Origin of the sequence: Planktothrix tepida PCC 9214, assembly GCF_900009145.1 — a bacterium.
Taxonomy (GTDB): Bacteria; Cyanobacteriota; Cyanobacteriia; order Cyanobacteriales; family Microcoleaceae; genus Planktothrix; species Planktothrix tepida.
Window position 1 is genome coordinate 569935 of record NZ_LN889802.1, and the last position, 21494, is coordinate 591428.

A 21494-nucleotide genomic window follows, 5' to 3' on the forward strand; every position below is an offset into this window, starting at 1 on the left:
TGATTCATGTCACTTTAGACGGTGATTGCTGACTATGTTTTCTTAATATAGAAAGTTCCCATTTGTTGTAAGAACTTTAGCACCCAACTTTAATAGTGAGTTTCTGAACGCTTTGAGCTAGTGAGCTTTTCGAGTTCTTTTGTTTCTCTATATGTTATTATAAACAATCTAATGTAGATGTCTATAAAATTTTGGTCAATTTATCGGTATTTATGTAAAGATTGGGTAAATCTGTAATTTAAACTAAAAATAAAATTAATTGATATCCCTCTTCTGTCAGTCTCCGAGGAGTAAAATTAGAAAATAAACCAGATGGGTAGCTAGAAGGGGGATAGGGTAATNNTCACTGACTCAGGATAATGTCCCGTATATTCTTTAAAAGCCTCTATTTGTGTTTTTAAATCACAGGATTCGTTAAAATTATCCCAACTAATCCGGTCAAGAAATACATATTCATCCAGACAACTCGCCGACAATTTGGCTCCAAATTCTACTGAAGTTCCGGCTTTTCCTCGGACAATTGGACGAATATGGGGTTGGCTCAAACTAACGATTCTGTCCGAAATACTCTGTTTGTTATTCTCATACATCCATTGCTGTTGGCGGTAAACTTCTGATATTACTAATAAACTCTTATACTCTCTGTTATTCAAGCCATCCAGCCTGCCTCTATTGGCGATAATTTGGTCTATATGTCCTAAGTTTCGTTTAATATATTGCAGTTGCTTTTTAACTGCTTTTCGTCTTTTCTGTCGGGAAGGTCGGCGTTGTTTGGCTACTTCTAGGTAGTCTTTTCTGGCTTTTTTTCGATAAGTTCTGGGTTTTTTCTCGGATTTATCCTGACGACTTCTATGCAAACTATCAAGGATTTTTTCTGTTTGTTCTCGGGCTTTATTTAAAATTTTTAAGTCGGTCGGATACGTGATATCCGCAGGCGCACAAGTCGCATCTGCTATTAATTTTCCTCGGTTTTTCCTGTGACTTCCTTCTTCAGCTTCTGATGGATTTTCGGTGACTGGCTCGTTACTCGCCTCTCGCATTCTCTTGACCATTACCCGATTGACTTTATTGACTAGATTCACATTGATTCTCGTCCGAAAGTGTACTAACATTGACGCATCAAATGGTGCCTCGTTCCTGTACTCTGACAACCCAATAAAATACTGCAAGTAAGGATTTTCTTTGATTTGTTCTACTGTCTCTCTATCACTTATCCCTAATTTTTCTTTGATGATTAAGGCTCCTAATGCCATCCTAAATGTTTTGGCCGGTGCTCCCATCACGGATGAAAATAATTCTGCATATTCCACTTCAAATTCTGGTACATAGGTATCCATTGCGCCATGATTACCCAGCGATTCTCTTCTGAGAGTTTTCCCTCAAATGGCAGTTTGAACTCCTCTGCTGGTGTCTTTGGTTGTTCGTCTTTACGGTACATTTTCCCCGACTCCTGCAAGGTTTTTGCGCTATTTTACACCCATTCCTTGCACCGGATTCATTTTTTCTTGTCTTCTCCTCCCCCTGTTCTGGCTTTTCCCCTTTTTTCAGCAAGCCCTAATTAAAAGCTTTTGCTCATATTGGCAAGAACAACGGCAAATTCTCCCACAGTGGTTTCATCGCCAAGAATTCCAACTTTCTACCGATAACAGTAATGGGTTGGTTTGATTCCAGAGTTTGCGGTTAACTCCCCATCTTCACTTAGAGATAAATTCACTACAGGACTTGATCCCGAGCCAATAACAGCCCTGACCCTGCAACAATCCCAGGAGAATTGGGAATCATTAAAATAAACGATTAGACCGCCAACAATTAACGCTCTAATAGTAAGAAGTTTCAGCTTAGGGATTAGCCACTTCCGGTCTTCACGCGAATTGGTGGATATTTGCCATTGAGTCTGGCGGTGCGAACGGTTTCCGCTTTCAGAATTTCTAAATTGAGACGATAGCCAACATTACGAACCGTTTGGATTAAATTCGGTTGGCGGGGGTCAGTTTCTACTTTTTTCCGTAACGACAGAACATGAGTGTCAATCGTGCGGGGATTATCAATAGAATCTGGCCATGCTCGTCGCAATAGTTCTGAACGACTCAACGGTTCTCCGCAAGCTTGTGCGAGAACATAAAGCAGACTGTATTCTTGGGGCGTGAGTTCAATTAATTGACTGTGTAAACGAACTCGACGTTGTACCAAGTCAATTTTGAGCGCTCCATAATCCAAGGTTGTTGGCGGAACAATCGTGCGACTACGCCGTATCAAGGATTCTGTCCTCGCCAAAAACTCCTGCATTCCAAAGGGTTTTGCTAAATAGTCGTCAGCACCCGCTCTCAAGCCTCGGACAATATCCGATTCCGTTGTGCGAGCCGACAACATCAGAATTAACGATTGTCGTTGCTGCTGAAGCCATTGGCAAAATTCCAAACTATTCCCCTCTGGCAGTTCAGCATCCAAAATCACTAAATTGGGTTGATGAGCATAGAAGATATCCCTTCCATTATGCAAATCAGCAGCTTGATAAACCAAGTAACCAACGTGCTGTAAATGCCAACCCAAGAGTGATCGTAAATGCGGGTTTCCTTCAATAATTGAAATACAAGCAGATCCCACGGATACGAGCTTCCTTCTTCAATATTGACTTCCAGGGTAACAGGGTAATCTTTCTGATTTTGTAGCTCCTGTTACTCTGCAATCAGCTTATTCCGTCAAAAGTATAAAAGTAAGAAAAGGAAGTCCGGGTGATGGGGAGAAGAAGTTAAGATAAAGGGAGTTAACATAGAGATAGACAAGTCACTGTCCCTTTAGTCCTTTCTAACCTCCCTAGTCAGTGTCGGACTTGCCCAATGATTAAACTCTTAATAAAATGACCGGATGGCGAACCCATCCTTGTTGAATCTAGTAGTCACTACTCAAACCCCATTAAAACTATGCTTCAGGACACACTCACCATTCGCCATTATCAAAAACTCACCGACGCCCTTGTCGAGATGTGGAATCGAGGTTATCGCTATGATGATCTCAGGTTATATTTGGACGGTTATTTGGCAGCACTCAGACACACTAATACTTTAGAACCCTATTTAATTAGTCGTTTGGAGGAAGAAGCAACCCGATACATTTACGATCCCTCAAATTTTGAAATGCCGATGCCTCAACCTCAAGTAGACTATTATTAGGAAGGCTATCAGCAAAGGGTTTGGGAAGGGGAGATAGAGAGAGCAGGAAAAGAAGAGGAGCAGGGGGAGAACAGGAGCGGGAGGGGAAATTATTAACTTTCAACTTCGCACTCCGCACTTCGCACTCCGTACTTCGCACTTCGCACTCCAACACCCCACACCCAACACCCCACAACAATCTTATGAAGCTAGAGCGACTTCTAGCAGCTGCTGTAATTCACCTTTTTGATAAAGTTCAATCATCACATCGGAACCCCCAACAAATTCACCATTGATATAAACTTGGGGAATAGTAGGCCAGCTAGAATATTCTTTAATCCCTTGGCGAATTTCATAATCTTCTAAAACATCACAGGTTTCAAAAGGAACGCCTAAACTATTTAAAATCTGCACAACATTATTAGAAAAACCGCACATAGGCATGAGCTTTGTCCCCTTCATAAAGACAAAGACTTTGTTTTTCTTGATGAGATTTTCAATTTTTTCTGTTACTTCTGGAGTCATGGTTCTTTCGAGAATTAATAAAATCAAATGAGTTGGATTGAGATCAGAAAATAGAGACGCAAAACGATTGCACATTCTCCGATTTGAGTTTAACCTATTTTTGAGAATTTGAGCATTAATCTCTGCCCAAACCAAATCAAAATTAAGCTACTTCGCTGTTTTTTTGCCATTCTTGAGGGGTATAGGTCTTTAATGCTAAGGCATGAATAGCTTCTGTTGCCATTGCTTCTTTAACAGCCTTATAAACCATTTGGTGTTGTTTGACTAACGTTTTACCCTCAAATTCAGCAGACACCACAATTGCTTGTAAATGGTCGCCTCCTCCCAAATCTTGAACTTGAACCAACGCATCCGGCAATTCCGACTTAATCATTGCTTCAACTTGATTGAGTGTAATCATCTCTATTCCTGAACGATAGTGTTTAAATATTTTAGATGTTGACTGTTTGGTTACAGAGTGCGGAGTGTAGAGTGCGGAGTGCGGAGTGCGGAGTACGGAGTGTAGAGTGCGGAGTGCGAAGTTAGACGTTAATAATTTCCTCTCCCGCTCCTCTTCTCCCCCTGCTCCCCTTCTCCCCCTGCTCCTCCTCTTCCCCTGCTCCCCTTACCACTATGGTGCAGCAGAAGTAGGTTGGGTTTCTGCGTTACCTGTGCGGGGAAAGGGATCAGTTACAAATCCTAATTCGAGTAACTGTTGATATGCTTTTTTCCCTAAATCTCTCGTGGGTGCTTGGGATCGGATAATCTGAATTAATAGGGGAACAGCGAGTTCTGGTTGATTTTTAGCTCGGTGTAATAATGCTAATTGATAGGTGGCGGTATCGCGCATTTGTGCTGTTTCACGAGCCGCATTCCGATGACTGTCTGCAATGCGGTTATCAACACCCGAAAAACTGGTCGCTAACTGTTGATAAAAATTGGATAATTGGTTAAAAACTTGACGCGCTTCCTGAAGTTTTTTTTCGGCTTCAGCGTAATTTTCACTGGAAACAGCAGTATCAGCTTCTTGCATTAACCGTTTCCCGCCCTCAATACTTAAAAAACTACTATCCAAGGACAAAGGACGAATATCATTAGGATTAAGCGGCACCGGCTCACCCGATGGCGGCGCAACCTCCGTTTCTGTGCCATCCCTCAACTGTACATCCCCTGGTGAAAGGGTGGGAGAAGATTCTTGAGCATTAACACCGAGCGGGACTAAGACACCCCAAGCCATCATCAAAGGGATAGATAGGTAGGCTGTACGTTGAAGGAAGCTAACAGTTCCAGAGGATACCATGACTCAATTGCGCGAACGCGATAAAAAAAAACATTAAACTTCATGGATCTTATCATTGATCTTGACCAATCCCATACTGTGTCAGTAACCTCATCCCAGCTTTACCGAGACAGGTTATATTTTTTTTGGGGGGTGGGGAGCCAGGATTTTATTTGTTTTCTGCCAAACCGTCCAGAATAGATAGATCTACATTATGAATGTGAATTTAAACCTTTGAGGAGAAAGGATAGATTAAATATGACATCACCAGTTAACTCATCTAATGCTTCGCAACAAAACTATCAAGGAATTGGCGTCCCTGACGAGAGTATCAGTAATGTTTTGCAACGGGGTGGAGAGGAATTAATTCTGCATAAAGTTCCTGATCGCTTTACGGTCAGATTATCTCCCAGTACCTCTGGAATGAAAGATTTACCACAGCCACCGATTCCAATGCAACACGCCAATAGTGTTCCTCCAGCCTTAGAGGAAGTTACAGTGGCTCCCAATCAATTGGATGAGGCGATGGCATTAGCCCGGAATTCCGAGTATATTGACTTTGCCAGTCATGTTTACCAACTGGATAACGATCCCACCTCAGTGATTTATTTAACTAATCAACTGACCATTCAGTTTCAAGAAGAAGTTGATGCTTCAACACGAGAGTCTATTACTTCAGAACTAGGATTAAAAGAGTTAAAACCGATAGAAGGGATACCGAATGGTTTTGTTTATGAAATCACAACTCAAGCTCAAGACAATCCTTTAAAAATTGCCAATCGTTTAACTCGAAATACTCAGGTTTTATTGGCTGAACCGAATATTGTGATTAGAAGTCAGCCCCATTATGTTCCCCGTGATTCCCTGTACAGTAAGCAATGGTATTTACATTGTAATGAAGGTAATCAAATGGCAGCAGGTTGCCATATTTCGGCTGAACAAGCTTGGGATATTACCAGAGGAGTTCGTTCTATTGTTGTGGCAATTAGCGATGATTCTGTTGATATTAATCACCCGGATTTTCAAGGGGTTGGTAAAATTGTTGCGCCTTTGGATTTAAAGGGTCGAGATAGTTTACCCCTTCCCGAAGCTCCAACGGATAATCACGGAACCGCTTGTGCAGGGGTGGCTGTAGCGGAAGAAAACGGCCAAGGAATTGTTGGGGTAGCACCCGGTTGTGCTTTAATGCCGATTCGGACAACAGGGTTTTTAGATGATGAATCCGTTGAACAAATTTTTAACTGGGCGATTGATAAAGGAGCTTCTGTTATTTCCTGTAGTTGGGGGGCGAGTGCCATTTATTTTCCTTTATCAGTTCGTCAAAAAGCTGTTATTAATAAAGCTGCAACTAAAGGTCGTCAGGGTAAAGGTTGTGTAATTATTTTTGCGGCGGGAAATGCGAATCGTCCCGTTAATGGAATACTCGATGAATCCGGCTGGCCTAATGATATTATTAAGGGTCGGGTTAAATGGTTATCTGGTTTTGCAGTTCATCCTGATGTCATTGCGGTTTCTGCTTCTAATAGTCTGGGTAAAAAATCGGCTTATAGTAACTGGGGAACCGGGGTTTGTGTCTGCGCTCCCAGTAATAATGCGCCACCCGGAATGTGGTTACAAGAAACCGGATATATTGGTACTCCTCCGGTTTTGAAAGGAACGTTACCTGGATTAGGGGTATTTACGACTGACCGCATGGGAGCCGCCGGTTATGATCAATCGGATTTTACACCCTATTTCGGTGGAACCTCTAGTGCGACTCCGGTTGTGGCTGGGGTTGCAGCTTTAGTGTTATCTGCTAATCCGAATTTAACAGCCCAAGAAGTCCGACGAATTCTTGAACAAAGTTCAGATAAAATTGTGGATTCTGATCCTGATCCTCAGTTAGGAATTCGCATGGGAAATTATGATAAAAATGGCTATTCTCAATGGTTTGGCTATGGCAAAGTCAATGCGTTTAAAGCGGTACAAATGGCACAAAATAAACGCATGGTTCAGCAACAAATTTCTCGCAATATTTCCAAAGAAAATAGTCAAAGTCTAGCTATTCCTGATAATAATCCGAATGGTCTGATTAGTTCAATTGCGATTACAGAAACCAGTCCTATTCAAGATATTCAGGTAACAGTTGAAATTGAACATAGTTTCTTAGGAGATCTTGAAGTTTGGTTAGTTGCACCCAATGGGGATAAAGTCTTACTTCAAAATCGAACTTTAGGGGTTAAAACTCAATTAAAAACCACCTACACCTTACAAAACACACTTTATTTAAGACAGTTTCTCAATCTTCCAGCCGAAGGGAATTGGCAGTTAAGGGTGATTGATGCTGTTGCTGAAAATACGGGAACTCTCAAATATTGGAAACTGGATTTAGGGTTGTAATTTATAAAAACCGGGTTTTTGATTTTATCTAGGGGTGGAAATTCAACGTTTGATCAAGCAACCCGGTTTCTAATTAAGGCTTACCGAAGTTGAATCACCTCTCAAGGAACGGAATATTACTCCGGTTGAGATGGGCTAATGGTCAACGGATCTCTTAAAATTGCCAACAACCCTTGATTCTAGGGTTCCTTTTTGGCACAATAGAGCATCCAGTTGAGGATAGATGATGAACCAACCTTCACCTATCCTCACCTCTGTAACTTCTGCCCTCAAGCAGTAACACCCAGTTCCCTAATGACTCCCCGCGAAAAAGCTCTTTTTTTCTTCCAATTGGCAACATTATTTAACTCCGGCTTAACGGTACAGCAGAGCTTAACTTTGGTGGGGAAAGAAAGCTATCCTCAATTAAGCCGTTATCTCAATAAAATGATAGCAGCAACAGGAAGAGGGGCTGATTTAGCCTCCGCCTTAGCCTTAGCATCCCGATATTTTGACCGTTGGACAATTGGTTTGATCCAACTGGGAGAATCCCAGGGGATGTTACCGGAAATTTGCTATCGAATTGCTGAGATTGAGGAACAACAAGCTCGTCATCAACAACTGTATCAATCTGTCACCCTTGCTGCTATTACTACAGCTATCAGTATTGCCCTGTTGGTACTCACTTTATGTTATTTATCGGGTTTATCGGGTCAGGGGTGGTTTTTCGTGTTGGGAATTTTAGCGGTGATTGGATTGGCGATTCCTAAAATTGTGCCTCGTTTACCCTTGGTGAAAAAAATTGCCACAGCCCGGATGATGTTGTATTTGGGAGAATTAAAATTACCCCTGAGTTGTGGAATGTCGTTGTTAGCCGCATTGGAATTAATTCGCGCTCATATTCCGAAATCGGAAATGAAAGCTACTATTACCATTGCATTAGGTCAAATACCTGCCGAAAAAACCTTGAGTCAAAGCTTAGAAGGGCGTTTACCTGCGGTGGCTTTGCAAATGATCCGCACCGGAGAAGCGACGGGAAGATTAGATTTAGCCTTACAAAAACTCACAAATTACTATGAAGAGGAACTTGAACAAACCTTACGTCGTCTACAGAGTCTTCTCGTTCCTGCCACAATTATTATTGCGGGTACAGTTGTCTTGCTATTAGCACTACAATCTCTAAAATCCCTATTAATTCTGTTACCCAGTTAATGTCGGCTCTATAGCCCACACCCTAAACCTTACACGCTATGCTTTAGACCCTACACCCGACAATTTATTCCCTACTCTTCTAAAAAATTGGACTTTACTCTTGTGAAACTTGGCAACACCATTTAAGCTGTTAAGTCAAAACACACTGATTTTTTTGCAATTATCAGTTGATAATGAAAATACCCAAACCTCAAAGACTACAACCGAGATTAATTTTGGGGGTACTAGCTGGGGTATTATTCAGCAACACTGCTGTTATGATTCCCCAAGCAAAAGCGCACCATCCTAGCGCTTGCCCCCCATCCCCGGATTATATGAGAGTCCCTTCACCGATTCTCGATTTTCCTAACGCGGATCGCACGGTATTCTGTGGAGAAGATCGTGTAATTCTGACCTACGGCCCTTTCCAAGTCCCCATCTTAATCAGTGAGTTAAAGACTTTTGCCGAAACTGGGGAAATGACCAAAACGATTAGCCAAATCGTTAAGGCCTCTAAAATCGAACCTGATACCCTTCGAGGTCTGATGACCTTAGAGGTCGGTTTTGATTTAGTACCTTTTACTTGCATTATCACCTCCCCAGAAGGTGAAGAATTAACGAATGCGGTGGGGAAAACGATTAGACTGCATCGCGGAAAACCCGGAATCTCGAATAGCACTGCTGCGATGAACGGGACAGCAATCCGTGCAGCCTTGATCAATGCCCTCAGTGCAGACGGGAAACTCTCTTTCTTGGATATTCTCGATAACTATCCCACCCCTGGAGCATACGTTGATATCGGCAATATTCCTGAGACAGTGGATAAAGTTAAGGGTCTAGCCGGGAATCTCGATTCTCTGTTTAAGAAAGCCTCTCAATATGGAAAAGCTGGGTGTTCACTGCAAGAAGTAAATTTCCCTCCTGCACCCCCAGCACCACCACCTGCACCCCGACCCCCACTACCGCCACCCCCACCCCCACTACCGCCGCCACCACCCCCTGTCCGAGGTCTGTGGTAAAGGTGTTGTTCTAAACTAACCTTTTTCTGTGGGTGATGCCATCTCTTCAAGGGGTGGCATCGTTTTGTAGAGTAGGAACGGTTGTTTCCTCTTTGTTGCGATCGCTTCAATTTAAGTATGTTTCATCGTCTCCTCCTCTTTATAGGGTTCTACGGCTTCAATATATTGACTATCCAGTAAGAAGGCTCCTTTGGAGAATAAAACCCCCCAATAGCCACCGGGTCGTCTATCAATCACAACACCGACTTCACCGAGTTTAATCACACTTGATGGCCGTAAAATTGGCATGGGTTCGGCTGTTTTCACATAGGGAGGAATGGCAATCACTCTTACTTTTTGCCGGATTTCAAACTCTTTTTCCATTAACAAACCCAGAAATGATCTTCAATCCGTAAGATATCATGGGGCTTAATCCCCCAATTATCGGGATTTTAGCGGTCAAATGAGAAATAAGCACGTTAAACTTGAGACAGTGGAAGAATAAGACTGTTTGAGGGGGTCGTAATCATGGCTACAGATCGTCGAGTGTCCCGTGTGGCTTCACAAATTAAACGGGAGGTCAGTCAGATCCTGATTGATGGGATTAAAGATGACCGTGTTGGCAGTGGTCTGGTGAGTATTACGGATGTAGATGTTTCAGGTGATCTACAACACGCCAAAATTTTTGTCAGTATTTATGGGACGGAAGAGGCTAGACGAGAAACGATGGAAGGGTTAAAGTCTGCAACGGGTTATATCCGTTCCTATTTAGGTCAGCGCGTTCGTTTGCGTCGTACTCCAGAAGTGATTTTTTTAGAAGATCGTTCCTTGGAACGGGGAGACAAAATGTTAACCTTATTAAACGAAATTGCCCACAACCGCAAACCTGACGAAGAAGACTTTAGTGATTATGGGGAAGAGGAGTAGAAGGCAGGGGACAAGGGGACAGGGGGACAAGGGGACAAGGGGACAAGGGGATAAGGGGATAAGGGGAGCGGGGGAGAGAAAAAAATAATTAACGCTCCTTATTCTGTACTGTGTAACTGTCAATCGTCAGCCAACACTGATAACTGATAACTGATAACTGATAACTGATAACTGCCCATTTATGACTCTTTCTTTAGCAGAACAAGTAGCCCAGATGGTCGTGGTGCGCGCCTCTGGTTTTTTATTTGATCATCAAATTCGTTATTCCCTTTGGGAACCTCCGGCCCAGCGCTTGCAATATTGGTTACAGGATTTGGGCGTGGGAGGAGTCATTTTAGTGGATGGGAGTGTGGCGGAATTGGCGGCTCGGACTCAATTATTGCAATCCTGGGCTAAATTTCCGTTATTGGTGGCTGCCGATGTGGAAGAGGGGGTCGGTCAGAGATTTGCAGGGGCGACTTGGTTTCCGCCTCTGATGGCAATTGGGGCGTTAGCAAATCAATCCCTGGAACAAGCCGAATTTTATGCGGAAAAAATGGGGGCGATTACCGCCCAAGAAGCTCTGACGGTAGGCTTAAATTGGATATTAGCTCCGGTCGTAGATGTTAATAATAATCCTAAAAATCCGGTGATTAATGTTCGTTCTTTTGGGGAAACTCCAGAACGGGTGAGTCAGTTAGCAACGGCTTTTATTCGGGGATGTCAAGGTTATCCGGTATTAACAACAGCGAAACATTTTCCGGGTCATGGAGATACGGCGATTGATTCCCATTTAGAATTACCTGTAATTCCCCACGCGGATGAACGTTTAGCTCAGGTGGAATTACCCCCTTTTATTGCGAGTATGGCATCGGGGGTGGATGCGGTGATGATGGCGCATTTATTAATTCCCGCTTGGGATACGGAACGTCCGGCTACCTTATCTCCGGCCATTGTTCAGGGTCAATTAAGACAACGGTTAGGGTTTGAGGGGTTGGTGGTGACCGATGCTTTAGTGATGGGGGCGATCGCTAAACAATATAGTCCCGAAGAGGCGGCGATTTTAGCGGTTGAAGCGGGGGCGGATATTTTATTAATGCCCCTTGATCCCCAAGTAACGATTAAAGCTGTTTGTACGGCGGTGGCTGAGGGTCGGATTTCTCGTGAACGAATTGAAGTATCTGTGCAGCGAATTTGGCAGGCAAAAGCCAAGGTATTTCCAGACTGGCAACGGTCGGAGTCCTATTGTTTCCCGCATCGAGATCCCAAGACTTTATTTGATTCCCTATCTCAACCGACCTCTCAACAACTGGTGAGGACAATTTTACAGGATTCTCTAAAACAGGGAGGAACCTTACCGTTAGTTCTTCCTCAGACTCCGCAACCGATGCGAAATTTGGTGATTGTCGATGATTTGCTCAATTGTGGGATTTTAGGAAATCATACCCCGGCGATCGCTCGTCCAGCCCAGTTGGGTTATCGGTTACAACTGGTTGATTGTCATGCTCCGGTATCTTCGGATTCGCAAAATGATTCATCACTCCGTATTTCTTCTGATCCGACCTTACTGCAAGTCTTTATTCGCGCGAATGCCTTCCGTGATAGTTCAGGGTTAACGCAAATTGCTCAAGATTGGTTAAATATTCTATTAAGACAGAATCAGTTACAGGGGCTTGTAATTTACGGAAGTCCCTACACCCTAGAACAGTTTTTACCTCAAATTCCCCCTAAAACTCCTTTTGTTTTCTCCTATGGTCAAACGTCGGTTGCACAAGAGATTGCATTAAAAGTTCTCTGGGGAATTTAAGAAAAAGTTAAGAATAGTGTCTGATCATCAATCCAGACGGTGATCACAGAAAAACTTCGGAAGGCTTAACCTACGTCCTGGGCGTATGTCTAGGGGCTTTTCAGATTTTTATGGAAAAAGCCCTGGTATTTGTATTGGCTTATACTGAAAAAAAACCTTTCCTAAAATCAATTTTTCGATTATATTAATAGTGATGCCAAAAACTTCTCCGGCAACCCCAAGAGGGCGAACTATGACTTACACCACTGTCCAATATTCATTAGATGTGATCAAAGACGAAGCCCGCCAACTCGTCACCAAGGGAATTGTGAGCCGTCAGCAACCCATCTATACACTTTGCCAATATATTCCAGCGCGGGAATGGGCTTGTGTGGAGTGTGAGTTGGAAGAGTGCAATTTCTTGCTCAGAGATCGAATTGGCGACTTAATTGGCCATGAAACCTGGGATAACGATTAAAATCTCGACTGAATTTTAAAACACAAAAGATTTTTCACACTTTTTAGTTCGCTAAATGTTGGCTCCTGCATCTGTAGTCTCAAATTTATGGGTCTACTGATCCAGGTCAAGTTAGAAACTCAATCTATTGGCTCTTTCAAGCCTTGCTGATTTCCGATGTCTTAAGTCTAAAATATCTTGAATTCGTAATCAATGAGTTGACTTAGGATTAATCCTGGCAGTTTGAAGGAACCTTCCTCAAGATCTGAGATTTGGGAACGAATAATAAAGTTAAAATTTAAGCTCGTGCGATGTGGTATCGATGGCAGTATGAAATTGAACAATTTCAGGATAGATTCTGCGATTAGATATCAAGCAATAAGACTGAAAACGATAATCCCGCCCGTTCCTCTGGAGCCCAATTCCGATCAATTCTGATCCCAATAGTTGAGTTTTGGAGGCGGGATTAATCGTTATTAGTGAGAAGAATTGGATTCGCGTAGGTGTTTTAATTCATCTCGTAACTCGGCGATTTGAGTTGTGAGGTCTTGAATTTCCCGGATAGGTTCTGGGTCAGACCCACTTGGAACTGTTGAGGGATAGGGAACAGAAGACGAAGTTGTTACCGTTGTTGTGTCTGTATTAACGTTCTGATGACGTTGAGAAAGGATCGTATCCACAAAATTGCGAGCTTCTTGCTCGGTCATTTTTCCTTTTTCAGCCCATTCATCAGCTAATTCGCTAACCTGTGACTGAATTTTTCCGAGATTCTCATTGCGTTTGTAAGGATCTTGTAGGATCTCAATCAGGGAAGAAGTCGCGCCAAGGGTGACGCGAAATCCTTTGTGGAGTAGGTCGGTTAAGTGTTCAGGATTCATCAGAATCAAAACATTCCTCAATTTAGATAGGATTCAAGCTTGAATGTGATCAGCGTTTGGTAGATTTGTTCGGGATGAGTTAGCCTAAGCCAAAAAAAGCCCGATTTTGCTTGTATATTCTAACAACTTATTCCCTTACTTGGTCGAGGTATTGATTCACATCATCAATAATTCGGGTGAGTTCCGCTTCAGTCATGAGTTTAATGCGTTCATCGCGGACTGTAATCAAGACTTTCGCCGCAAAGGGACTTGGCCAAATATTAGGGTTACAAAAAACTTCTAAAAAAATATCCCCGGTATATTGATATTCAATCGGTTTTTGAGGGGTGGGTTTACCACTTCCTGGAGTTGTTTTTGCCGCCACCGCTTTGAGTTTTTGCATGATTTCATCGAGCACCCCTTTTAAATTCTGGGCGGCTTCGGGGGTAAACCGCAGAGAGACAGAACCTTGAGTTAAATTGAGTGTGAGTGGAGAAGCAGACATAGAAAACCTATTCAAAACAACACTTAAAATCCTTTAATCTGATTTTACTGTTAAGTTAACCGAAATGAAAATTAATTTCAATAGCTAATTTAATTAGAGAAGATGATATTCTAAAAAAAGTTTTCCTTTAGCCTCAAAGTTTCAAAGGGGAGGTTTTATGGTTCAGGATAATCGTTCAAAAATTCAATGGGTTTTATTACTAACACTCGGTTTAAATCTGTTAGTCATGGCGATTAAAGTGATTATCGGAACCATAACAGGGTCTTTGAGCTTACTCGCTGATGCCCTCCATAGTGTAACAGATAGTGCTAATAATGTTTTAGGGTTAGTTACGAATCATTTTGCCTCTCCCAAACCGGATCGAGAACATCCCTATGGACATCAAAAATTCGATGCGTTAGGGGCTTTGGGTGTTGGTGTTTTTTTGGGAATTGCCTGTTTTCAAATTTTAAGTGGAGCCGTGGAACGAGTTTTTAGAGGAGGTGAACCTGTCAAAATTTCTCCTCATGAATTATGGATTTTGTTGATTGTTTTAGGGATTAATATTTTTGTAGCTTATTATGAACGGACTGCTGGACAGCGTTTAGGCAGTGCTGTTTTAGTAGCCGATGCTAAACATACAATGAGTGATGTTTGGATAACCATTATGGTGCTTGGAGGATTAATTGGAATTTGGCAAGGAGAAGTTTGGAATTTGCCTAAATTGCAATATTTAGATGTAATTTTAGCGTTTCCCGTAGCCTTATTAGTATTTAAAAGTGGCTGGAGTGTATTAACAGAAAATTTGCCTTGGTTAGTCGATCAAATGGTGATTGATCCCGAAACCATTAAAGAGATTGCCATGTCTGTTCCCGGTGTCGTAAATTGCCATAATATTGCGTCTCGTGGGATGATTGGACGGCAAGTTTTTATTGAAATGCACATGATTGTGGAAGCAACAGATGTAGAAACAGCCCACAGTATTACAGAAGCAGTTGAAACAGAATTAGAAAACCGTTTTAGTCCGGTCAGAATTTTAATTCATGTTGAACCCCCCCAATATCAATCGGAACAAATTACCTATGAGTCTCAATAGGCAAAGATGAAACCGCAAAATTCTCTCTGTAGATAGATAATATTTAATCCGTTTTTTTTTATGCTGATTCAATAAATAAGTTTAAAAATCAAACTTAATTGATTATATTAAGGAGATAAAAATGACATCTTTAACTCAACAAAGGTGTGAGGCTTGCCATCAAAAATCAACTCCCGTGAGTTTAGAGGAAATTGCTGCCCTCAAACCTCAAATTCCTTATTGGCATTTAATTGAAGTAGATGGAGAATCCCGACTACAAAGATCTTATTCATTCCCAGATTTTAAAACGGCTTTAGCTTTTACAAATCAAGTGGGTGAAATTGCTGAATTAGAAAATCATCATCCTGCTTTATTAACAGAATATGGAAAAGTTACGGTAACTTGGTGGACTCATGCTATTTCAGGGTTACATCAAAATGACTTTATTATGGCAGCTAAAACCGATGATTTAGCAGGCGTTAAGAATTAAAAATTACGAATTACTCATTAGGAGTAAGATGCTTAATGATTTCCCTATTTCCTATTATTAATTATAACAGCTTATCTCCTTTAAGATGAATGAAAAAGCAAGTCTATTCTGCAAATCGTTCAAAATCTTGGTCTTTTGAGTGCCAAGAACTGGTGCGAGGAATGTCCGGGGGATTTTTATTTGGAATTCCCCTGTTATATACAATGGAAGTTTGGCAAATTGGTTCCTTTACAGAACCCCCTTTAATGCTAACGCTATTGGGAATTACCTACTTTGTTGTGTTTTTATTAAACCGAGTCTCTGGATTTCGTCGTCATCAACAGAAAACGTTAAAAAATACACTTTTAGAAAGTGTTGAAGCTTTGGCTATTGGGTTAGTTTGTACCACCTTAATTTTAATATTACTAAAAGAAATTAATCAAAAGACTCCCCTCAATGAAGCTCTGGGAAAAATTATTTTAGAAAGCATTCCCTTTGCCATTGGTGCTGCGTTAGCTGAGTTAATGTTAAGTGATGAACCCTCTAAACCTTCCTCATCATCTCAACAGAAAAAGCCCGAAAAATCCACTTTTTTGAAAGCGCATAAAATCAATTTAAAAGACACAGTGGATGATATCAGTGCTACCTTTATTGGAGCGATGTTTATTGCCTTTAATATTGCGCCTACGGATGAAGTGCGGATTCTTGCGGGTGCAACTTCTCCTCCTGGGTTAATTGCTATTATTATAGCCTCTTTAATCATTTCCTATGGAATTGTTTTTGCGGCGGGTTTTATCAATCAACAAAAGCGTCATCATCAGCAAGGATTATTTCAATCGCCCCACACCGAAACCATTTTTTCTTATTTAATTTCTCTAATCGCTTCCGTTTTTATGCTGTGGTTCTTTCAGAAATTAAATTTTAGTGATCCTTGGTTTTTATGGCTACGCTCGACTTTAATTTTAGGCCTTCCGGCAACCGTTGGAGGAGCAGCAGGACGTTTAGCAATATGATTAAAGATGATATATCGAATCAAAATTCATCAGAATCGAATTTCTCAATAGCTGAAAAATTTAGCTTTAGTATTGCTATCGTTATTCTGGGACTGTTGTTGGGATTGGTAATTTATAGTTGGCGAATTCAAAAACATAAACCTCCAGTTTTAACCTTGGGTCAACGGGAAATGATACGCCAAGAACAGGAACAATTTTATATACCCTTTACCGTCATCAATGAAGGAGGAGAAACCGCACAATCAGTACAAGTAATTGGAGAATTTTACTTGAATGGAACAGTCATTGAACAGGGAGAACAACAAATTGATTATCTTTCTGGCGGAGAATCAGCATCAGGTGCATTTATTTTCAGTCATAACCCCCAAGAAGGAGAAGTTAGAATTCGAGTCGCCAGTTATAAGTTACCGTGAGACTGATTCATTAAATAAAAACAATTTCCTCCCCTGAGTAATGGGAGAGGAAATAAAATCGAATCCGGTAAAATTAATTCCCTTATTTGGGAGAAGCCGCCGGAGAAGGAGAAGCTGCTGGAGCAGTGGTCGCTGCTGGGGAAGTAGTCGCTGCTGGAGAAGGAGAAACTGCTGGAGCAGTGGTTGCTGCTGGAGAAGCTTCAGGAGCAGGGGTAGTTTCAGTGGTGGTATTACCACCACAAGCCGTTAATAAACAAGAAGAAGCTATTGCTAAACCCGTGAACACTACAGCAAACTTTTTCATAGGAGATCTCAAGAAGATTGGAAATAGGTAACTAACTAGATTGAGAAACAACACCCCTTAATCTCAGAAATAGTTCTGAAAGGGAAGTTCAATATTAAACCCAGATTGAGGTTTAACTCTTTCGGTTTTCAGGGACATAGTTTGAAGCAACTTGAAGCTATTCAATTGAAGATTCTCGATTCCTAGAACGCTTAAATTGAGTGCAATACAAGTCACTTTTGTATTCCCCTGACTTTAATATCGGCTGAATGAGTAGTGAGGGTTCCCAGTTCCTAAAATTCTAGCGAGAAATTAGGAAAGATTGGGAATAAAAACACTTCACTCACCAAAGCTATTCTTAACTCAAGGAAACCACTTTTGTCAATAAGACACCCAGAATTTCCTGAGTTATTCTGACCTTACCCTTCAGAAAATGCAACTTTCCTGAGTTATTAAGGAAGTTGTGATATTTCTCTTTGTTTACCTTACATATAATACAGGGTTTTATTCAAAATGGAAGATACTTTAAGGTAAATTACTTAGACCTGTGATCACAGATGATTAAATCCCTGTAAATTCGCGGATTTTAAGGGTTTCAATTCTTACACCTGGACTTGAATGTTTCCTCGATTGTCCTGAAACCTATATTATTGTGTTAGAGTAGAAAAACACTACAAATTACAGTCAACTAGAAAAAGATTGTGCCAGTTTGACAAACTGTCATAGGGAGTTACCTCACTCCAGATCACCTTAAGACCCATCCATCGGAGTTGAAGTGTTGACTGTCTAGGTATTGAGGGATCACATCAAAAACTAGCACAACAATGAGTAGAAATTCAGCAACTTAGGTTTTACTGAGTACAGGTAAACATCATCGACTTGTGAGAATCTGACTATGGAATTATTGTTGTGCTACAGTTCTACTTCTACGGTTGCTGGTGCATTTTATTCCCAGGAAAAAGTTAAACAAGCTCAGGAACTTTGGTCTTCAATTAAAAACTTCTTTCCTCCTGCAATTTTAGGAACCCTTGACTACACTATCACCGAAGAATTAGAAGCATTAATGAGGATTGGATAACCCTTGAATAACCGATTTGTAGACGTATTGGAAGGGGACAGGACACCGAAGGAGAGAAGAAATTAGGGATTTCAATACGTCTGAACTTCATCGGATAAAATTCGAGGTTTAGGTTGATAATAACTGGCTATTAATGCAATCATGAGCCACCATAAAGTATTAACTTGGGGACGATACCAAACCGTATCAACTAATCCATGACCCAACATTCCAACTAAAGTGGAAATTGCTGCCATTAACCAAAATCCTTGGATATTTCCTAACTCTCTGAGTCGTTTTAATTGCATCCATCCTTGATTAAAGGTTATTGTTAATAACCACAGAAAACAACTTAAACCAATAATGCCAGTTTCAACGGTAATTTCTAAAAGAATTGAATAGGCACTTAAAGCGGTGTAACGAGGCTGCATATAAAGAGGATAAATCTTATTAAAAGCTACATTTCCAGGGCCAATTCCTAAGATGGGGCGATCTTTAATCATTTCAATCACCGACATCCAAACATTAATTCTAAAGTTATTACTACTATCTCCCCGTCCAGCAAAAATACTCGCTACCCGATCTCGAACTGGGGGAACAAATATCACTGCGAATAATAGGAAAAGGGTTAATCCAGTTAAACCTATGGGTAAAGCCCATTGTCGCCAAAAGGGAGAAAATCGAATACTGAACCAGTATAATAATAGAATGGAAAAGGTAAACAGTAATAGCACTAATCCAATCCATCCTCCTCGGCTAAAGGTTAAAATTAAACAGGAGGAATTAACAATAATCATGGTTAAGGCTAAAGCTTTTGGTAAAATCCCTTTCCAAACAAAGAAGGATGCTAAACTTAATCCCACTGCGGGTAATAAATATCCGGCTAATAGATTTGGGTTATCTAAATAACTATAAACTCGTGTTAAGTTTGACTGAGGAGAGGTCGGATCAACCCAAGTGGCTAAGGCTTCCGCCCCATAAAACCACTGTCTTAAACCATAAACACTGACGATTAAAGCCGTTAACAAAAAAATAGTAATAAAAATTGAACGGATTTTTGGCGATCGCAATATCTTCGCCATTAAAGCGAATAAAATTAAATAAAGGGTTAATTTTGTCCACCCACTAAATGCCGCTATTTTTACAGGAGATAAGGCGGTTGCAATGGTAGCAATTCCCCAGTATAATAAAGCAATTAAATGAATCGGCGTAAAGGCTGTTTGTGAAGGTTCATCGGTGAGAGTTAATATTAGCCACCAAGCGGCACAAGCAATTAATAAAACCCCAATTAATGCGGTTCCTACAAAGGGTGCTAAACCAAATACAATACTAATTAATACAGCCGCCAAGGGTTCACCCCACTGCAATAACCAACTTCCCTGTCGCCATTGGTGTAAAACGCCTGTTAAGCGGTAGAGAACACTGGTATTACGCCATTGGTAGATTAATACATTTTGCAGGGTAAATTGTTGCCAAACGGTGTTTAAGGTGGTCATGCCATGTAATAGGTTTTGAGATCATAGAGAATGAAATTCAGACATTAGTATACCTTAATTTACCTGTTGTGAACAACATTCTCTATTCTTTCTCTCGACTCTGACCCCATAACTGTTTAATACTAGGTCAATAAACCGTTATAGAAACTGGGGCTGAATTAGGTAGAATTTTAAAAAATAGGGAGTTATAAGCCCAGATTAAACAAACACTAAAGGTTTATTTTTTAAGGGTGCAAATGCTTCCGCATCAAATCGATATAAACTTGCTGGTCTACCCGCCCCCCGTGATGTTTTTACCCCCGTATCCGAGAGAAATCCTAACTTCAGTAAACGGGTTCTAAAGTTAGAATAGTCGGAAAAGCCTTCTCCCAAAATTGTTGTATAAAATTGATATAAATCTCCTAACGTAAACACTTGCGGTAGCACATCAAAAGCAACGGGACTATATTCTACTTTATTTTGTAATCGACGATAACCATATTCTAAAATTTGATTATGATCAAAGGCTAACTGGGGAACTTTGTCAATGGGATACCAAGCAATTCCTGTGACTTTATCCGCAATTAATTTAGCTTCTTCAAACCGAACTATGGCAAAATAACTGACGGATAAATAGCGAATATTATAACTATCCGGTGCTTCTCTGGGATCACGATTTGGCCCTCCAAAGGTATATAATTGTTCTAAATATAAATTTTCAACCCAAATTTTTTCTGATAAAATTCGATAGGCTGCATCTTCTAAAGATTCTCCTTTTTGGACTAAAGTTCCTGGTAAACTCCATGTATTAATAAAGGGTTCTTCTTTTCGCATGACTAATAAAACTAATAGACGATTTTGCCCGGTATCAACAGAAAAAATTACATTATCAACCCCAACCTTAAAATTTTCTAAGAGAGGAGATTCTGTTTTTTTAGAATTTCTTTCAATCATTTATTTATCCAAACCCTAGATTTTTAGATGAAATTGGAAAAAAAAGGCTATAGAAGGAATAGGGAAGCGACAATAGTTCTTACATCCCTAGCAGAAATTTAAGTATTTCATATTAGCATAGCATTTGATTAAGTTTTTAACCTTTTCAATAAAGCTTATCTAAAATAATGTTAAAAATTAATTGTAATATTTTTTTAGTCTTTAACAGTAGACTCATATAACTGTTCTTGATCAATATAAGCTTGTACAGAAGGCGGTAAAACCTCTATATTTCCGGTTTGACGATAGTGACTTGAGGAAACTGGCAAACCTTTAATATCAGCAATTTTTACCTGTCCCCCTAACTGTTTAACTTTCTCTAAATCTGTTGCTTCTACCCCATAACCCGGTCGAGGAACAATTAATAATTTTACTTGTTTTAAAAGGGTTTTTATTTGATACCATTGGGGAATTTGTTGCACTAAATCTGAACCAATCACTAAGGTATATTCTACATCTGACCAATATTGTTTTGCTCTTTCTAGGGTTTCTAAGGTTCGGCGACTACTGAGTTCAGGATACACCGCAATATTGGGGTTAGGCGGGTTAATTTCCTCTATTAATAGAGATAACATTTTCATCCGATGTTCTAGGGCGGTTTGATGGGTTTTAAATGGATTGTCCGATGCCCAAACTACAACTCGATCAAACCGTTGAGATAACCAATGGAGAATGGCTTGATGTCCTGCGGTTGGAGGGTCTGCACTGGTTCCAAATAGGGCAATTTGAGTCATTGTTGATTTTTGT

The 21494-nt window shown here is 40.7% G+C and carries 23 protein-coding genes and 1 pseudogene; 12 read left to right on the forward strand and 12 right to left on the reverse strand.

Going from position 1 to position 21494, the window contains the following annotated elements; translation table 11 throughout:
- Positions 1-338 precede the first annotated feature (338 nt).
- A pseudogene (locus PL9214_RS30120) lies at positions 339-1438 on the reverse strand (IS5 family transposase); the annotation flags it as partial.
- 407 nt (positions 1439-1845) lie between these two features.
- A complete protein-coding gene (locus tag PL9214_RS16825; RefSeq protein ID WP_072719904.1) occupies positions 1846-2604 on the reverse strand; it encodes a response regulator transcription factor in 759 nt (252 codons plus the stop codon).
- Between the two features lie 317 nt (positions 2605-2921).
- On the opposite strand from PL9214_RS16825, the gene PL9214_RS16830 reads away from it, so the two are divergent.
- Complete coding sequence (locus PL9214_RS16830; RefSeq protein ID WP_072719905.1) at positions 2922-3170, forward strand: DUF6761 family protein; 249 nt, start codon at positions 2922-2924, stop codon at positions 3168-3170.
- A gap of 180 nt (positions 3171-3350) precedes the next feature.
- Here the strand turns inward: PL9214_RS16830 and grxD are convergent, their stop codons facing one another.
- From grxD to PL9214_RS16845, 3 genes are all read right to left on the reverse strand, one after another.
- A complete protein-coding gene (grxD, locus tag PL9214_RS16835) occupies positions 3351-3674 on the reverse strand; it encodes a Grx4 family monothiol glutaredoxin (RefSeq protein ID WP_072720089.1) in 324 nt (107 codons plus the stop codon).
- A gap of 142 nt (positions 3675-3816) precedes the next feature.
- Complete coding sequence (locus tag PL9214_RS16840; RefSeq protein ID WP_072719906.1) at positions 3817-4074, reverse strand: BolA family protein; 258 nt, start codon at positions 4072-4074, stop codon at positions 3817-3819.
- 210 nt (positions 4075-4284) lie between these two features.
- Positions 4285-4953 carry a hypothetical protein gene (locus PL9214_RS16845; protein ID WP_072719907.1) on the reverse strand — a complete coding sequence of 223 codons (669 nt, stop codon included), beginning with the start codon at positions 4951-4953 and terminating at the stop codon, positions 4285-4287.
- A 237-nt stretch (positions 4954-5190) separates the two neighbouring features.
- Here PL9214_RS16845 and PL9214_RS16850 point away from each other — a divergent pair, with 237 nt between their 5' ends.
- The 3 genes from PL9214_RS16850 to PL9214_RS16860 all read left to right on the forward strand — a co-directional run bounded on the left by PL9214_RS16850 (position 5191) and on the right by PL9214_RS16860 (position 9500).
- Positions 5191-7311 carry a S8 family serine peptidase gene (locus PL9214_RS16850; RefSeq protein WP_072719908.1) on the forward strand — a complete coding sequence of 707 codons (2121 nt, stop codon included), beginning with the start codon at positions 5191-5193 and terminating at the stop codon, positions 7309-7311.
- A 294-nt stretch (positions 7312-7605) separates the two neighbouring features.
- A complete protein-coding gene (locus tag PL9214_RS16855) occupies positions 7606-8502 on the forward strand; it encodes a type II secretion system F family protein (RefSeq protein WP_072719909.1) in 897 nt (298 codons plus the stop codon).
- A 173-nt stretch (positions 8503-8675) separates the two neighbouring features.
- A complete protein-coding gene (locus PL9214_RS16860; RefSeq protein WP_072719910.1) occupies positions 8676-9500 on the forward strand; it encodes an alpha/beta hydrolase in 825 nt (274 codons plus the stop codon).
- Positions 9501-9611: 111 nt separating this feature from the next.
- Here the strand turns inward: PL9214_RS16860 and sipA are convergent, their stop codons facing one another.
- Positions 9612-9863: a regulatory protein SipA gene (gene sipA, locus PL9214_RS16865; protein ID WP_072719911.1), complete on the reverse strand. Its 252-nt coding sequence runs from the start codon at positions 9861-9863 to the stop codon at positions 9612-9614.
- 144 nt (positions 9864-10007) lie between these two features.
- On the opposite strand from sipA, the gene rbfA reads away from it, so the two are divergent.
- The 3 genes from rbfA (at position 10008) to PL9214_RS16880 (ending at position 12649) form a co-directional block, all read left to right on the forward strand.
- A complete protein-coding gene (gene rbfA / locus PL9214_RS16870; RefSeq protein WP_072719912.1) occupies positions 10008-10406 on the forward strand; it encodes a 30S ribosome-binding factor RbfA in 399 nt (132 codons plus the stop codon).
- 181 nt (positions 10407-10587) lie between these two features.
- The gene (locus PL9214_RS16875) at positions 10588-12192 is read left to right on the forward strand and encodes a glycoside hydrolase family 3 N-terminal domain-containing protein (RefSeq protein ID WP_072719913.1); all 1605 of its coding nucleotides are present in this window, start codon (positions 10588-10590) and stop codon (positions 12190-12192) included.
- Positions 12193-12424: 232 nt separating this feature from the next.
- Positions 12425-12649, forward strand: a complete 225-nt coding sequence (locus tag PL9214_RS16880) for a DUF4327 family protein (protein ID WP_072719914.1) — start codon at positions 12425-12427, stop codon at positions 12647-12649.
- A 455-nt stretch (positions 12650-13104) separates the two neighbouring features.
- Here the strand turns inward: PL9214_RS16880 and PL9214_RS16885 are convergent, their stop codons facing one another.
- Together PL9214_RS16885 and PL9214_RS16890 are read right to left on the reverse strand one after the other, a co-directional pair.
- Positions 13105-13506, reverse strand: coding sequence for a hypothetical protein (locus PL9214_RS16885; protein ID WP_072719915.1), 402 nt, complete (start codon positions 13504-13506; stop codon positions 13105-13107).
- Positions 13507-13633: 127 nt separating this feature from the next.
- Entirely contained in the window at positions 13634-13990 is a 357-nt protein-coding gene (locus PL9214_RS16890; RefSeq protein WP_072719916.1) for a hypothetical protein, read from the reverse strand.
- Positions 13991-14147: 157 nt separating this feature from the next.
- On the opposite strand from PL9214_RS16890, the gene cdf31 reads away from it, so the two are divergent.
- The 4 genes from cdf31 (at position 14148) to PL9214_RS16910 (ending at position 16939) form a co-directional block, all read left to right on the forward strand.
- On the forward strand, positions 14148-15065 hold the full coding sequence (gene cdf31 / locus PL9214_RS16895) for a CDF family zinc efflux transporter Cdf31 (protein WP_072719917.1): 918 nt from the start codon (positions 14148-14150) through the stop codon (positions 15063-15065).
- Between the two features lie 121 nt (positions 15066-15186).
- A complete protein-coding gene (locus PL9214_RS16900) occupies positions 15187-15534 on the forward strand; it encodes a 4a-hydroxytetrahydrobiopterin dehydratase (RefSeq protein WP_072719918.1) in 348 nt (115 codons plus the stop codon).
- An 89-nt stretch (positions 15535-15623) separates the two neighbouring features.
- Positions 15624-16526 carry a TIGR02587 family membrane protein gene (locus tag PL9214_RS16905; protein ID WP_072719919.1) on the forward strand — a complete coding sequence of 301 codons (903 nt, stop codon included), beginning with the start codon at positions 15624-15626 and terminating at the stop codon, positions 16524-16526.
- A complete protein-coding gene (locus PL9214_RS16910) occupies positions 16523-16939 on the forward strand; it encodes a TIGR02588 family protein (protein WP_072719920.1) in 417 nt (138 codons plus the stop codon). The genes PL9214_RS16905 and PL9214_RS16910 overlap by 4 nt, the downstream gene beginning before the upstream one ends.
- Before the next feature lie 82 nt (positions 16940-17021).
- On the opposite strand, the gene PL9214_RS31330 is transcribed toward PL9214_RS16910, so the two are convergent.
- Positions 17022-17243 carry a hypothetical protein gene (locus PL9214_RS31330; protein ID WP_186440379.1) on the reverse strand — a complete coding sequence of 74 codons (222 nt, stop codon included), beginning with the start codon at positions 17241-17243 and terminating at the stop codon, positions 17022-17024.
- 874 nt (positions 17244-18117) lie between these two features.
- Between PL9214_RS31330 and PL9214_RS16920 the strand changes: the two genes are divergently transcribed.
- On the forward strand, positions 18118-18300 hold the full coding sequence (locus PL9214_RS16920) for a hypothetical protein (protein ID WP_072719922.1): 183 nt from the start codon (positions 18118-18120) through the stop codon (positions 18298-18300).
- A gap of 71 nt (positions 18301-18371) precedes the next feature.
- On the opposite strand, the gene PL9214_RS16925 is transcribed toward PL9214_RS16920, so the two are convergent.
- The 3 genes from PL9214_RS16925 to PL9214_RS16935 form a co-directional block, all read right to left on the reverse strand.
- A complete protein-coding gene (locus PL9214_RS16925; protein WP_072719923.1) occupies positions 18372-19775 on the reverse strand; it encodes an IctB family putative bicarbonate transporter in 1404 nt (467 codons plus the stop codon).
- A gap of 198 nt (positions 19776-19973) precedes the next feature.
- Positions 19974-20708 carry an NUDIX hydrolase gene (locus tag PL9214_RS16930; protein WP_072719924.1) on the reverse strand — a complete coding sequence of 245 codons (735 nt, stop codon included), beginning with the start codon at positions 20706-20708 and terminating at the stop codon, positions 19974-19976.
- Positions 20709-20902: 194 nt separating this feature from the next.
- Positions 20903-21481 carry a nicotinate-nucleotide adenylyltransferase gene (locus tag PL9214_RS16935; protein ID WP_072719925.1) on the reverse strand — a complete coding sequence of 193 codons (579 nt, stop codon included), beginning with the start codon at positions 21479-21481 and terminating at the stop codon, positions 20903-20905.
- Positions 21482-21494 lie beyond the last annotated feature (13 nt).

Bases quoted from the DNA above. Each gene is read 5' to 3' on its own strand.
- PL9214_RS16830 (WP_072719905.1), top strand. From the start codon at position 2,922: ATGCTTCAGGACACACTCACCATTCGCCATTATCAAAAACTCACCGAC.
- grxD (WP_072720089.1), bottom strand. From the start codon at position 3,674: ATGACTCCAGAAGTAACAGAAAAAATTGAAAATCTCATCAAGAAAAAC.
- PL9214_RS16840 (WP_072719906.1), bottom strand. From the start codon at position 4,074: ATGATTACACTCAATCAAGTTGAAGCAATGATTAAGTCGGAATTGCCG.
- PL9214_RS16845 (WP_072719907.1), bottom strand. From the start codon at position 4,953: ATGGTATCCTCTGGAACTGTTAGCTTCCTTCAACGTACAGCCTACCTA.
- PL9214_RS16850 (WP_072719908.1), top strand. From the start codon at position 5,191: ATGACATCACCAGTTAACTCATCTAATGCTTCGCAACAAAACTATCAA.
- PL9214_RS16855 (WP_072719909.1), top strand. From the start codon at position 7,606: ATGACTCCCCGCGAAAAAGCTCTTTTTTTCTTCCAATTGGCAACATTA.
- PL9214_RS16860 (WP_072719910.1), top strand. From the start codon at position 8,676: ATGAAAATACCCAAACCTCAAAGACTACAACCGAGATTAATTTTGGGG.
- sipA (WP_072719911.1), bottom strand. From the start codon at position 9,863: ATGGAAAAAGAGTTTGAAATCCGGCAAAAAGTAAGAGTGATTGCCATT.
- rbfA (WP_072719912.1), top strand. From the start codon at position 10,008: ATGGCTACAGATCGTCGAGTGTCCCGTGTGGCTTCACAAATTAAACGG.
- PL9214_RS16875 (WP_072719913.1), top strand. From the start codon at position 10,588: ATGACTCTTTCTTTAGCAGAACAAGTAGCCCAGATGGTCGTGGTGCGC.
- PL9214_RS16880 (WP_072719914.1), top strand. From the start codon at position 12,425: ATGACTTACACCACTGTCCAATATTCATTAGATGTGATCAAAGACGAA.
- PL9214_RS16885 (WP_072719915.1), bottom strand. From the start codon at position 13,506: ATGAATCCTGAACACTTAACCGACCTACTCCACAAAGGATTTCGCGTC.
- PL9214_RS16890 (WP_072719916.1), bottom strand. From the start codon at position 13,990: ATGTCTGCTTCTCCACTCACACTCAATTTAACTCAAGGTTCTGTCTCT.
- cdf31 (WP_072719917.1), top strand. From the start codon at position 14,148: ATGGTTCAGGATAATCGTTCAAAAATTCAATGGGTTTTATTACTAACA.
- PL9214_RS16900 (WP_072719918.1), top strand. From the start codon at position 15,187: ATGACATCTTTAACTCAACAAAGGTGTGAGGCTTGCCATCAAAAATCA.
- PL9214_RS16905 (WP_072719919.1), top strand. From the start codon at position 15,624: ATGAAAAAGCAAGTCTATTCTGCAAATCGTTCAAAATCTTGGTCTTTT.
- PL9214_RS16910 (WP_072719920.1), top strand. From the start codon at position 16,523: ATGATTAAAGATGATATATCGAATCAAAATTCATCAGAATCGAATTTC.
- PL9214_RS31330 (WP_186440379.1), bottom strand. From the start codon at position 17,243: ATGAAAAAGTTTGCTGTAGTGTTCACGGGTTTAGCAATAGCTTCTTCT.
- PL9214_RS16920 (WP_072719922.1), top strand. From the start codon at position 18,118: ATGGAATTATTGTTGTGCTACAGTTCTACTTCTACGGTTGCTGGTGCA.
- PL9214_RS16925 (WP_072719923.1), bottom strand. From the start codon at position 19,775: ATGACCACCTTAAACACCGTTTGGCAACAATTTACCCTGCAAAATGTA.
- PL9214_RS16930 (WP_072719924.1), bottom strand. From the start codon at position 20,708: ATGATTGAAAGAAATTCTAAAAAAACAGAATCTCCTCTCTTAGAAAAT.
- PL9214_RS16935 (WP_072719925.1), bottom strand. From the start codon at position 21,481: ATGACTCAAATTGCCCTATTTGGAACCAGTGCAGACCCTCCAACCGCA.